The 13,200-nt window shown below is 55.3% G+C and carries 10 protein-coding genes; 6 read left to right on the top strand and 4 right to left on the bottom strand.

Annotation, left to right across the window (positions count from 1 at the left end; translation table 11 throughout):
- The first annotated feature begins 105 nt into the window (after window positions 1-105).
- Genes ACR0EO_RS12910 through ACR0EO_RS12930 form a run of 5 tightly spaced genes read left to right on the top strand, consistent with a single transcriptional unit; the run spans window position 106 to window position 6,826 of the window.
- Complete coding sequence (locus ACR0EO_RS12910) at window positions 106-2,508, top strand: GcvT family protein (protein ID WP_480690520.1); 2,403 nt, start codon at window positions 106-108, stop codon at window positions 2,506-2,508.
- 2 nt (window positions 2,509-2,510) lie between these two features.
- A complete protein-coding gene (locus ACR0EO_RS12915; protein WP_480690522.1) occupies window positions 2,511-4,061 on the top strand; it encodes a trimethylamine methyltransferase family protein in 1,551 nt (516 codons plus the stop codon).
- Complete coding sequence (locus ACR0EO_RS12920; RefSeq protein ID WP_480690524.1) at window positions 4,061-4,735, top strand: TetR/AcrR family transcriptional regulator; 675 nt, start codon at window positions 4,061-4,063, stop codon at window positions 4,733-4,735. Before ACR0EO_RS12915 ends, ACR0EO_RS12920 begins: the two co-directional genes overlap by 1 nt.
- Entirely contained in the window at window positions 4,732-6,036 is a 1,305-nt protein-coding gene (locus ACR0EO_RS12925; RefSeq protein WP_480690526.1) for an NAD(P)/FAD-dependent oxidoreductase, read from the top strand. Before ACR0EO_RS12920 ends, ACR0EO_RS12925 begins: the two co-directional genes overlap by 4 nt.
- Window positions 6,037-6,094: 58 nt before the next feature.
- Window positions 6,095-6,826 (top strand): hypothetical protein, encoded by a 732-nt coding sequence (locus ACR0EO_RS12930; RefSeq protein ID WP_480690527.1) that lies wholly within the window; start codon window positions 6,095-6,097, stop codon window positions 6,824-6,826.
- 4 nt (window positions 6,827-6,830) lie between these two features.
- Here ACR0EO_RS12930 and ACR0EO_RS12935 read toward each other — a convergent pair whose 3' ends face one another.
- Window positions 6,831-7,190, bottom strand: a complete 360-nt coding sequence (locus ACR0EO_RS12935) for a DUF3307 domain-containing protein (protein WP_480691013.1) — start codon at window positions 7,188-7,190, stop codon at window positions 6,831-6,833.
- A 239-nt stretch (window positions 7,191-7,429) separates the two neighbouring features.
- Here ACR0EO_RS12935 and ACR0EO_RS12940 point away from each other — a divergent pair, with 239 nt between their 5' ends.
- Window positions 7,430-10,426, top strand: a complete 2,997-nt coding sequence (locus ACR0EO_RS12940; RefSeq protein ID WP_480691015.1) for an ABC transporter transmembrane domain-containing protein — start codon at window positions 7,430-7,432, stop codon at window positions 10,424-10,426.
- On the opposite strand, the gene ACR0EO_RS12945 is transcribed toward ACR0EO_RS12940, so the two are convergent.
- From ACR0EO_RS12945 to ACR0EO_RS12955, 3 genes are all read right to left on the bottom strand, one after another.
- Window positions 10,423-10,710 carry an ArsR/SmtB family transcription factor gene (locus ACR0EO_RS12945; RefSeq protein ID WP_480691017.1) on the bottom strand — a complete coding sequence of 96 codons (288 nt, stop codon included), beginning with the start codon at window positions 10,708-10,710 and terminating at the stop codon, window positions 10,423-10,425. The genes ACR0EO_RS12940 and ACR0EO_RS12945 overlap by 4 nt on opposite strands.
- Before the next feature lie 99 nt (window positions 10,711-10,809).
- Complete coding sequence (locus ACR0EO_RS12950; RefSeq protein WP_480690529.1) at window positions 10,810-12,042, bottom strand: mandelate racemase/muconate lactonizing enzyme family protein; 1,233 nt, start codon at window positions 12,040-12,042, stop codon at window positions 10,810-10,812.
- Window positions 12,043-12,067: 25 nt separating this feature from the next.
- Window positions 12,068-13,162, bottom strand: a complete 1,095-nt coding sequence (locus ACR0EO_RS12955; RefSeq protein WP_480690531.1) for a Zn-dependent alcohol dehydrogenase — start codon at window positions 13,160-13,162, stop codon at window positions 12,068-12,070.
- Window positions 13,163-13,200 lie beyond the last annotated feature (38 nt).

The following is a 13,200-nucleotide window of genomic DNA, read 5'->3' on the forward strand; positions in this document are numbered from 1 at the left end:
TGATTTCTTGTTGATGGACTCGTGCAAAGAGAACTGTACATAAATGTCTAGACAGAAGTGAACAGTGCGGCTAGCGTCCTCTCGTGCCGTGCAGGGGAGGGCAGAATGAAATCTCAGTATCGCGTTGTGGTGATCGGTGGTGGCGTCGTGGGCGCCTCGGTTCTGTATCATTTGGCCAAATTCGGTTGGTCAGATGTTGTGATGTTGGAACGGCGGCGATTGGCGTCGGGATCCTCATGGCATGCGGCGGGTGGTATCCATGCGCTGAACGCCGACCCAAACATGGCGTCGTTGCAGGCTTATACAATCGACCTGCTCAGCGAGATCGAAAAGGAATCTGGCCAGAACATCGGCTTACACATGACTGGCGGTCTGACTTTGGCAGGGACGCCGGAACGGTGGGAGTGGTTGCAAGCGAACTATCGCATCTTTCAGTCTATCGGCATTGATGATTGCGAGTTGCTGTCTCCGGAAGAGGCGCAGAAACGCTGTCCGATTATGTCAACCGATGGCGTGCTGGGGGCCATGTGGGCGGATCGCGAGGGTTATATCGATACGACGGGCACGGTGCAGGCCTATGCGACAGCGGCCAAGAAGCGTGGCGCGGAATACTACGAAGAAACCAAGGTCGAAGAACTTATCCAGACTGATGATGGCTGGCAGGTGGTGACCGACAAGGGCACGATCACCTGCGAACACGTGGTCAATGCCGCCGGTCTCTGGGCGAAACAGGTCGGGCGCATGGCGGGTGTCGAGCTGCCGGTTTCTCCGCTCAAGCATCATTATTTGATCACCGATACTGTGCCCGAGGTGGCGCAGGCAGATTTTGAAATGCCGATGACCGTCGACCTCGAAGGGTTCACCTATATGCGGCAGGACCAAAAGGGCGTTCTGGTTGGCATCTACGAGGTTGATCACGAACATTGGGCCATGGACGGCGCGCCCTGGAACTATGGTGAGGAACTGTTTCAAGAGCAGCTGGACCGGATCGAGAACGAACTGACCCTGGGCTTTGAACGTTACCCATCCATCCAGAATGTGGGCATCAAAACGTGGGTGAACGGCGCGTTTACCTTCTCACCCGATGGTAACCCTCTGGTCGGTCCGGTGCCGGGCAAACGCGGATACTGGTCGGCCTGTGCGGTGATGGCGGGCTTCTTGCAGGGCGGTGGCGTTGGCAAGACACTGGCCGAGTGGATGATCCATGGCGAGCCCGAGGCGGACGCATGGCCAATGGACGTGGCGCGGTATGGCGATTTCGCTCAGAACAAGCGGTACATCCGCGAAACCACCGGGCAGTTCTATTCCCGCCGGTTCGTGATGACCTATCCAAACGAACAGTTGCCAGCGGGTCGTCCGCTGAAAATGGCACCGGCGCACGACGCGATGACCGATGCCGGATGCAAGTGGGGTGTCAGCTGGGATCTGGAGGTGCCGCTGTACTTTGCGCCCAAAGGCTTCGAGGAAACCCCGACACTGAAACGTTCGAATGCGCATGATATTGTGGCTGAGGAATGCAAGGTTATCCGCGAGGGTGCGGGGCTTTTGGACATCTCGGGTTTTTCACGGTTCGAAGTGAGCGGCCCGAACGCCGAAGTTTGGCTGGACAAACTCATGGCATCGAAACTGCCTGCGCTGGGCCGCGCCAAATTGGCGCCGATGCTCGGTGAGAACGGGCGCCTCAAAGGCGATCTGACAGTGCTCAATTGGGGCGATGGTACCTGGTGGATCATGGGCAGCTATTACCTGCGCGCCTGGCACATGCGTTGGTTCGATGATCACATGATCGATGGCGTGGCTGTCCGCGATTTGGGCGAAGAATACTGCGGCTTTGCCGTTGTTGGACCTAAGTCGCAGGCTGTGGTTGAAAAGCTGGCCGAACAAGATCTCTCGAGCCTGAAATTCATGGGATGCGGCTCTTTCGATATCGGTCTTGTCCGCGCACGAGTGGCGCGTATGTCAGTGACTGGTGAGAAAGGGTATGAGATTAACTGCAGGTATGGCGATCACATAAAACTGCGCCGAATGCTGCTTGAAGCAGGGGCTGACGAAGGCATACGCGAATGTGGTTTTAACGCTATGCTCTCGACGCGGCTGGAAAAGAGCTTTGGCATCTGGTCGGCGGAATTCACACAGCTGTACACGCCCGGCATGACAGGAATGGATCGTTGGATCGATTGGGATAAAACGTTTATCGGGAAGGAGGCCGCACTGGCCGAACGTGATGGTAACGGACCCGCCCAGATTCAAGTAACGCTTGAGGTGGATGCTCTGGACGCTGACGCCAGCGGCTATGAACCGATTTGGTCAGGTGGTGAGCGTGTGGGCTTTGTAACCTCCGGAGGTTATGGGCACTATACCGACAAGTCTCTGGCGATGGCTCTGGTGAATCGCGACAAGGCAGAACCGGGGACGGAGTTGACCGTCCACGTTGTTGGTGTTGAGCGTCCGGCTCGCGTGGTCGCGCCATCCCCCTATGACCCTCAGGGCAAGGCAATGAGGGGCTGAACATGATTACTCAAACCTCTGAGCGTGGACGAAGGCGACGAGGGCGTGGCGCGGACGCTGCCCCTTCGGCCAGTCGTGAAGTGAACTATCGTCAATTGAAAAACCCCTTTCCGCAGATGGAGGTATTCCCGGCGGATCAAGTCGCAGACATGCATGAGTCCGCGCTGCGGGTTTTGCAGGATCTCGGCGTCAAAGTGTTGTTGCCCGAAGCCCGTCAGATCTTTTCGAAAGGCGGTGCGCGCGTGGATGAAGACTCTGAAATGGTCTTTATCGGGCGTGAGATTGTCGAGGCTGCTGTGGCCTCAGCGCCTAAGTCCATCGCCTGCCGTTCAGGAGCCTGCCAAAGGGACTTTACCCTAGAGCTCGGGTCTTTGGTTTTTCAGCCGGGCGCAGGCGCGCCAAACGCGACCGATTTGGAGCGTGGTCGCCGTCCGGCAACGGGGCAGGATTATCTGGAGTTTCTAAAGCTCACGCATCATTTTGATGTGTTCCAGATGATCTCGCCACAAGTCGAACCACAAGACGTGCCAACTCACCTGCGGCACTACTTTACGACGCAGGCCCAGATGGAACTGACGGATAAATTCCCGTTCTTCTTTTCCCGGGGTACGCCGCAGGTCATGGATTGCTTCGAGATGCTGTCCACCGCGCGCGGTTTGAGCGACGATGCGTTCCGGGCCAATCCGCATTGTTATACGATCATTAATACCAACAGCCCGCGGACGCTGGATATTCCTATGGCGCAGGGCCTGATCGACTTTGCACATCATGGACAGATGTCGATCATCACACCATTCACATTGATGGGCGCAATGGCCCCGATCACTGTGGCTGGTGCGATCACGCTGTCTCACGCCGAGGCATTGGCGGCGCTGACACTGACACAACTCGCAAATCCCGGCGCGCCGGTGTGCTATGGCACCTTCACCAGCAATGTGGACATGAAATCGGGTGCTCCGGCTTTTGGTACGCCCTCACATTTTCAGGCATCCCTCGCTGCTGGGCAGTTGGCGCGGCATCTTGGTTTGCCCTGGCGCTCTGCGGCGGGATCAGCGTCGAACATCAATGATGTGCAAGCTGCAAATGAAAACCAATTCGGTCTTTGGGGCTGTCTGATGGCCGGTGCGACAGTCATCATCCACTCGGCTGGTTGGCTGGAAGGCGGTCTCAGCGTCTCATTCGAAAAGCTGATCTGCGATGCGGAAGTGCTGAACATGGTGGCAGAGCTCTGCGCCGGAGCGCAAGCCGGTCCTTCCGAGATCGGCTTTGACACCGCTTTGTCCGAGGTCGAGCCAAGCGGCCATTTCTTTGCTTCGACGCAGACGATGGAGCGGTACAACACCGAATTCTATGAACCACATGTTCACGACTATGCCAATTTCGGAACGTGGACCGAGCGCGGATCGATGGACGCCAATCACCGGGCGACTGGTGTGTGGAAGGATATTCTTGCCAATTTCAAACCCCCAGCTCAAAACGGCGATGGCCTGGGCGCAATGAAAGAGTTCATCGCCCGACGAACTCAAGAGGGTGGCGCGCCGCCAGAAAGCTGATGAACGCTAAACCTGTCCTCCACCGAGATGATCCCAAGGCTGAACCGTTGGTCGGCAACGTCAAAGTTACGCGTGACGATTGGCTGAACGTTGCGATGGATGTGCTGATCTCGGATGGCGTCGATCATGTCAAAGTTCTGAATCTTGCAGAGCGCATGGCCGTGTCGCGGTCGTCTTTCTATTGGTATTTCAAGTCCCGACAGGAACTTTTGGATGCTCTTCTCGCGCGGTGGCAAGCTACGAATACAGCGGGGCTAGTCGCTCAGGCCGAGGCCGCGGCAGATACCATTACGGCCGCAGTCTGTAATGTTCACCGGTGCGTCGTGAATACTGAACTGTTTGACACTGCACTGGATTTTGCTGTCCGAGATTGGGCCCGAAAGTCCGGTAAGGTTCGGCGGGCCTTGGACCAGTCGGATGCGCGACGATTGGCGGCTCTGCACGCCATGTTCGTGCGATTTGGCTATTCAGACATCGAGGCCGAAACGCGCGCGCGCGTTCTTTACTATATGCAGATCGGATACGATCTGGCGCAACTCAATGAACCCATGTCCGTGCGGATCGAGATGGTTCCGCACTACCTTTACGTTTTTACTGGGGTTCAGCCGAAACCCGAAGAAGTCGAAGAATTCAGCGCCTATTCACAGCGCTATTGGCAAGGAGACCCGTCATGAGCCAACCAGATGCAATCATAATCGGAACAGGCGTGATCGGCGCAGCAATCGCGTTTGAAATGGCAAAAGCGGGTTGGAAGACCTTGTCTCTGGACCGGAATTCGCAGGTCGGTCACGGCTCGACAGCTGGGTCTTGCGCGATCATTCGGATGCACTACTCGACCTTCGATGGAACGGCTTTTGCTTGGGAGGGTTATCACTATTGGCGGGACTGGGCCGAGTATCTCGGGCTGCCGGAAGACGCCAATCTGGCGCAGTTCCGCGAAACGGGAACTTTGGTGATGAAAACAGATGCCAACGGTATGTTGGAAAAGCACATGAAGAACAGTGCTGATCTGGATTGTCCGTTCGAGGAATGGCCGCCTGAGAAAATCACCGAGCGCCTGCCGATCTATTCTTTGGACAGTTTTGCACCTGCGCGCCGAATGGACGATCCGGAATTTGGTCAGCCAAACGGACGCAAGATGCAGGGTGGCGTATACTGGCCACAAGCTGGGTACGTTACAGATCCGGCTCTTTCCGCGCAAAACCTCATGGATGCAGCCAAACAGCACGGCGCCGAAGTTCGAACCGGGGCAGAGGTGGTGGAAATCCTGACCGAAGGCGGACGTGTGGCTGGTGTTAAACTGGCCTCGGGCGAAGTAATCCACGCCAAGGTCGTTGTAAATGTCGCCGGGCCAGGATCGGCTCTTATCAACAAAATGGCCGGTGTTTTGGATGACATGACCATCGAAACCCGCCCCTTGCGGCAAGAGGTGGTGCACGTCCCTGCGCCGGAAGGGTTCGATTTCGAAAACGACGGCACCATTGTGTCAGACAGTGACATTGCTTGCTATTGCCGCCCCGAGCACGGCAACCACATTTTGGTTGGATCGGAGGATCCGGAATGCGACCCGCATCAGTGGTGCGAAGATGACGTAAACTATAACCACGACTTCACGGATCAATGGACGACGCAGGCGATGCGGTATGCGCAGCGCGTTCCGAGCCTTGGTATTCCATCCAAGACCCGAGGCGTGGTGGATTTGTACGACGCGTCCACCGACTGGATTCCAATCTACGATAAATCCAGCTTGCCAGGGTTTTACATGGCCTGTGGCACCAGCGGAAACCAGTACAAGAATGCGCCAATCGCGGGTAAGATGATGACGGCCTTGATCGGCTATTGCGAGGGTGGAGCGGACCACGATGCGCAACCTCTGCAATTTGAATTGCCCTATATTCAACGCTTGATCGACGTTGGGTTTTATTCGCGAAAGCGTCCAATCAATGAGGAAAGTAGTTTTTCGGTTCTGGGCTAGTTTGCTACATCAAACGCTCTAACTATCTTGGGGACTGCAATAAAAGGCAGGACCCAGGATGGCCGAACTGAAAAATCGAGTTCTGATATTAGGTAGTGCGCCGAACGCCGTCGAAGCGCGGCATTGGTCGCGAGAGCCGTTTACTCATATTGTCGCGATCAACAATGCATGGCGCATTCGGTCAGATTGGGATGTGCTGATTCACCCCGAGGATTTCCCGGTTCAAAACAGGCCTGAATGTACCAAGCCGTCGCAACGGATTGTAACGGCAGATGAGTACGTTCCAATTCAAAACGGGTTTGGTGGTTTTGTTTATGCCGGTGGTACGATGGCCTTTACGGCTGGGTATTGGGCATTGTCCGCGTTGAAGCCCGCCGTCTTAGCTTATTTCGGCTGTGACATGGTTTACTCGAAAACTGGTGATACGCATTTTTACGGAACGGGTGAGGCAGACCCATTGCGTGAAGATGTGACTCTTCGGTCGCTCGAGGCAAAGTCGGCGCGCCTTGGCTTGTTCGCCGCGGCCCAGGGATGCAACGTATTGCGGTTGTCTAAAGGACCGAGCCGTTTGTTGTTTCCATCGGTGGGATTGAATGACTTGGACAGCGCGGCCCTTCCATCGACAAATGGGATGGCTTCGGTGCTGAAAGCCGAACGAAATCTTGGCTATTTTGTTCCGTCAGGCCGGTATTGGGAGGCCGAGAGGACATTTGACCCTTGCGAAATTGACGCGTTGGACCAGAGATGGTTGTCGCTGTACCGCGCGCCTGTACTCGACGATGTAGCGTGAGACCCTAAACGGCGAACTTAACCCAAGCCCAGACCATGGCAATATAGGTCAGGTTATGCATGCACTGATCCAGACCTGCAGCACGCCAAAAAGCCGCTTGTGTGGGCAAGAGCTGTTTTTTGTCGGAATAGCTGGCTTTGGCAAAGTCGATATTGAAATGAACAACCCATTCCAGCGCGGCAATAATCAGAATAAAAGACCACGGCGCACCGAACAGCAGGAAAACGATAACCGAACCAATTACATGCACACCGGCATGCTGCGCTCGGCCCCAGTGAAAATACTCACCACGTCCGGACAACATTTTTGGCGTCTGGAGGTAATAGTCCGCAAACATATGTTTGATCTGCAGTAAGCAGAGCATCAAAAACACTGCGCCTAAATTGGCAGTCAAATTTTATCTCCCGATATCGTCCTACTGCAAAGCTTAGGGTCTAAACGGCATCTTCGCAAATGAACTTGTTCACATTCGGCGATTATCTGATCAAATTGGAAACCATTTGCGTCTGTGGTCCTGAATGCAGTAAAATCAGGGTGTTGGATTTGCGACAGTTTCATCAGAGTCGCTGATCCGTAACAGGGGCAGGTTCCATAGAACGCACAATCTTCCGTTTTATTTGGAAATATTCAAAACGCGACCAGTTGATCCTACTGGCCGTGACCTCAACGCTGTTTCCGCTGCTTTACCTGACGCTGGAGTTGCCCAAGCGGATTATCAACGACGCAATCGGTGCGACCAGCTCTATCGTTGAAGTGTGGGGCTATAGCCTGCAGCAGACGACATTCCTGGTCATCCTATGCTGTGCATTTCTGCTTGCGGTGTTGGCGCATGGCCTGATGAAAATGCGGATCAACACCATGAAGGGTGTTCTCAGCGAGCGAATGTTGCGCCGGTTCCGGTATCAGTTAATCAACCGTGCCTTACGTTTTCCTCAACCTTATTTCGAGCGGGTCAGCCAAGGCGAAATGGTGTCGATGATTACCGCCGAAAGTGAGCCGATGGGCGGTTTGATGGGGGATGCGATTAGTCAGCCCGTGTTACAGGCCGGCCAGATGATCACCATCCTGTCGTTCTTGTTTCTTCAGAGCGTATGGTTTGGCCTCGCCGCTGTCGCGCTTATTCCACTGCAAGCTTGGCTGATTCCAAAGTTGCAGCGCCAGATAAACCTTCTGAACAAAAAACGTATTCAGGAGGTACGGGTTCTGGCAGCTCAGATAGGTGAGAATGCGGCTGGTGCTTCGACCCTGCGTGCCAATGGCGGTTGGCGATACCGTCGGGCCATGATTTCGGATCAGCTAGGTCGGCTCTTCGGTATTCGTTTCGAAATCTATCAGAAAAAGTTCTTTATGAAGTTTATCAACAACTTCATATCTCAGCTCACGCCCTTCATGTTTTACTTGGTGGGCGGTCTATTGGTGCTGCAGGGGTCAGTATCTTTGGGTGCGCTTGTTGCCGCCTTGGCAGCGTACAAAGACCTGAGCTCGCCTTGGAAAGAACTGCTGACTTATTACAACCAGACCCAGGATATGTCGCTGCGGTGGGACGTAGTGATCGAGCGCTTCGCACCGCCCGGCATGCCCGATGAAAAGCTGTTCGAAGGTGAACCAGAAACGCGGCCCCGTTTGGACGGCGACATAGTTTTGAGCCATGCGTCGGTACGTGACATCGACGGTAATCAAATTCTGGACGATCTGGATCTGACCTTTCCCAGTGGAAAGACGATTGGCATCGCCGCCCCCAGCGAAGAAGACAGGCGCGCTGTCGCTGAGCTGTTGACCCGCGAGATTGTGCCAAGTTCAGGGCGGGTTGAGATAGGCGGAGAAAACCTTGCGACCCTGCATCAGGGTGTTGTCGCGGCCCGGATCGGCTATGCGTCTTCGCGCCCTGTTATGTTTCAGGGCACGCTTGGCGACAACGTGATGATGCCGATGCGTTTCAAGCCGATGGCCTCCGAGACGGATGATCCCGGATTTGCGGAAACTCAACGCGCAGGAAACAGCGCCGATCCGTACAAGTCGGAATGGCTTGACCCTTCCCTTGCTGGGTTGAATAGCTCTGATGAGTTACGTGACTGGTGGTTGCATCTGATCGACGGCATGGGTTCAGGGGCCGCTTTGTTCCAGCGCGGATCGGAGCAGGTTTTCGATGCCAAAGAACACCCTGAACTGGCTCAAAAACTGATTGAGATTCGCCCCCTGGTGCAGGAGGCCGTAAAGAAAGCGGGCTTAGAGCAGCAGGCTTTGGTCTTTGATCGCTGCACCTACAATCCGGCGTTGCCTGTTGCTGAAAACCTGTTGTTCGCCACACCGCGTGTGCCTGTCACACAGGAGCTACTGGCCCGTCAGACCGTATTCCTAGGTCAGTTGCGAGAACTGGGGCTGGATGAAACCCTCGTGAATCTGACGCGCGATGTGATCGAGATGTTGCGGCAGATCTTTGGTCTGGATGGAACAGATCACCCATTGTTCCGCAAACTTGGGCTTGAAGCGCAGACTTATGAGGCCGCTGTTGAGCTGATTGAGCGGACGCGGAACGAAGACGTGTCCGGCCTGAATGACGAACAGCTGGCTAATCTACTTGCGGTACCGTTGGTGATTTCTGCCGAGCAGATCGGGCCCGCCTTCACTGATGAGCTCAAGAACCGCATTCTCGAGTTGCGGCACAGTCACTCGGAAAAGCTGCTTGAGCGGCTGTTGGATGTCTTTGTTCCATTGAACAGTGAAGAATTCACACCGGGTCTGACTGTTATGGAAAACGCCCTGTTTGGTAAGGTCAGCCAGATTGGCGGCGCGCGATCGGATGAGGTGCGAAAGCTGATCGTTGATGTTCTGGATGAAAACGGTGCACGTCCGCTTGTTGTTGAGCTGATCTACGACGTTCCCGTTGCGATTGGGGGACAGAACCTGCCGGCTTTGTTTGCTGAGCCGTTGGCCTTTACCCGGGCGACGATCAAAAAGCCGGACATTCTGATCCTGGAAAATGCGCTGGCAAGTTACGACATGGCCACACAGGTTGCTGTGTATAAGAACCTGCGATCATTGTTGCCCGACACCACTGTGATTTATCTGAACGACCAATTTGAAAACCCGGATGTGTTCGACATGTACGTCGAAATTCGGCAGGGTAGGGTGGTTTCGGATGAAGGACCCGCCGAAGTGGAAGAAGATAGTGCAGCTTCAGCCGACCTGGCGCGTAAGTTGCGTGCCTTGGAACAGACGCCGCTGTTTTCCGGTCTTGACCGCAGGCAGTTGCGCCTGCTGGCTTTCGGTGCGCGCTGGTACGATGCAAAGCCGGGTGAGATTGTCTTTTTGAAGGATGACCAGCCGACCGACGGTGCCTATGTGGTTCTAGAGGGCGAAGCAGGGTTGTATCTGCCGCAGCTTGAAGGCCCAGATCAGCTGATCACCAAAGTTGGCCCCGGTGCCTTGGTTGGTGAGTTGGGTCTGATCCGAAAAGAACCACGTGCGCTCAGCATGATTGCGGAAACTGACCTGTCCTGCCTGCGAATTGGTGAAGAAGAGTTTCTGGCCGTGGTCGAAAACGATGCAGCAACGGCCTTTAAGTTGCTTCAGGTAATCGCCGGATATGTAGCAAACTAGGCTTCGGGTTTACAAAACAACTCGTAAAGCAGCCCGATGACTTGTGCGGTTTTTCCGTCTTGAAGGGAATAATAGATTGTCTTGCCTTCCCTGCGTGTCGAAACAAGCCGTTCTTCTCGCAATCTGGCCAGCATCTGACTAACGGCAGCCTGTCGGATTTGCAGCAATTCCTCCAGCTGACCAACCGATTTTTCGCCTTCGCCCAAATGGCACAGGATCATCAATCGGCCCTCATGGGCCAGCGTTTTCAGATAGGCCGCAGCCTTTGCGGCACTTTCTTGCATGTCCGCCGGGGTTTCAGGATGTTGTTGTTCCTTAAGTGTCACACTCGTCCTGTCTGCAACTGGAAGTAGCTCCAATATGCCCCAATGCTTATGGACTTGTCACCCCTCGGTCGCTGGAGCACCCCCTTGGAAGGCGTTACCGTTGACGTAATCGCAGGGTTCTTCCTGCATTTGCAGATGTAGCCCATCCCCCGAGAAAGGATGCGCACGCGCCAATTCTTCATCGACGTCAATCCCAAGCCCTGGCGCAGTTGGAGCGGTCACGAACCCATTGTCCACACGCAGCGTGCCTTTGATCAGTTGATCATGGAATGGCGTTGGTATGGTCTCCAACAGCAGCAAGTTTGGGATTGATGCGGCCAGATGAATATTGGCGGCCCACTCCACCGGTCCGGCATAAAGATGCGGTGCCATTTGCGCGTTGAACACTTCGGCAATGGCAGCGACCTTTTTCATTTCCCATATTCCGCCTGCACGTCCCAAGGCAGGTTGCATAATTTCGGCAGCGCCTGCGCGTAACACTGCAGCGAATTCGGCCTTGGTGGTCATGCGTTCTCCGGTCGCGACAGGAATGCGGACGTTTCGAGCAACGCGTGCCATATCTTCAATCATGTCCGGCGGTGTTGGTTCCTCGAACCATAAAGGCGAAAATGGTTCCAGAGCTTGCCCAAGCCGAATGGCGCCTGCGGTGTTGAACTGTCCATGTGTCCCAAACAGCAGATCGGCCTTGTCGCCAACCGCTTCGCGGATTGCTTTGCAGAATGCGACCGACATTGAGATATCGGACATCGCTGGCATATGGCCTCCGCGGATTGTGTAGGGGCCAGCCGGGTCGAATTTGACTGCCGTAAAGCCCTGACGCACCATTTCAGCGGCACTTTCGGCGGCTTGATCCGCCGAGGTCCAAAAATCGGTGAGGTTATGCTGAGGGAGCGGGTAAAGGTAGGTATAGGCTCGGATACGCTCATTCATCAGACCGCCCAACAGTGCATAGACCGGACGATCACGATCCTTGCCAAGGATGTCCCAGCAGGCAATTTCCAGCCCCGAAAAAGCGCCCATTACTGTCAGGTCCGGGCGTTGAGTAAAGCCGCTGGAATAGGCCCGGCGGAACATCAGCTCAATATTCTCGGGGTTTTCACCCAGCATATGCCTTTCGAATACATCGCGGATGACGTGGCGCATCGCGTCCGGGCCGACCGAAGAGGCATAACATTCGCCCCAACCCGTGATCCCGGTGTCGGTCGTGACCTTGACCAAAATCCAATAACGCCCACCCCAACCCGGAGCAGGCGGGGCGGTGACGATGATGTCGAGATCCTGCAGTTTCATCTTGCCTGCTCTCCTATGGGTGGCCTCAGCCTTTTTCGAAAACGATTACGTTGCGCTTAGCTGAACCTGTCTTGGTGTCCTCGATGGCCTCGTTGATCTCAGACAGGGACCAGCGCCCCGAAACCAGTTCATTCAGTTTCAGCCGCCCTTGTTCATACAAGTCAATCATCCACGGAATATCGCGTTGAATGACAACATCGCCCATTTTCGATCCAACAAGCCCTTGTCCAAGCGCAGCCAAAACAACCGGTTCATAACTCGACATATCGCCTGAGTGAGGCATGCCGATCATGATCGCTTTGCCGCCACGGCCCAGATAACGCGGTGCCTGGTCGTAGGCCGGAATCGCGCCAACGGTAATCAACACAGCATCGGCTCCACGTCCGCCCAGCGCTTTGTAAACGTCTTTCCATGGTGCTTTCCCACCGGCCAGAACACCATGAGTTGCGCCAAATTCTTTTGCGATTTCCAGTTTCTCTTCGGTCATGTCGACCGCCACGATACGCCGTGCTCCAGCGATGCGGGCCCCTTGAATCGCGTTCAGGCCCACACCGCCTGCACCGATCACCACAACGTCCTGACCGGGCCTTAGCTCTGCGGCGTTTACTGCCGCACCCACGCCGGTAATCACGCCGCAAGACAGTAAGCTGGCAAGATCTTTGGGAAGGGACTCGGGGATTTTCACGATCTGACGGTGGTTGACCACCACCTTTTCCGCAAACGCGCCGCAAGCCATCGCCTGGTCCAGGGTTTCCCCCTGCGCGGTTTGTAGAGGGCCTTTGGTTGTGTCGAACGGAGTTTCGCAGATCGTGGGTTTTCCCCCGGCGCACGATGGGCAAGAGCCACAAGCCCGGATCAACGTTACTACGACCGGATCACCGACTTGAAACCCGCCTGCTGCCTCGCCGGTTGCGGTGATCACGCCTGCTGCTTCGTGTCCGTAAACTGCGGGCAGAAACCCGCCCCACGCTCCGCTGGCATAGGAAATATCCGAATGGCAAATAGCGACTGCATCCAAGGTGACTTCGACCTCGCCCGTGCCGGGCGGGGCAATCAGGACATCCTCGATGACCAGAGGTTCGCCGAACGCATGGCAGACGGCCGCTTTAATTGTTTGCATGGTTTCCCTCACTCCGTTTTGTTCACGGTGGCGCGGGA

The sequence above is a fragment of the Ruegeria sp. BE9 genome (assembly GCF_056538765.1).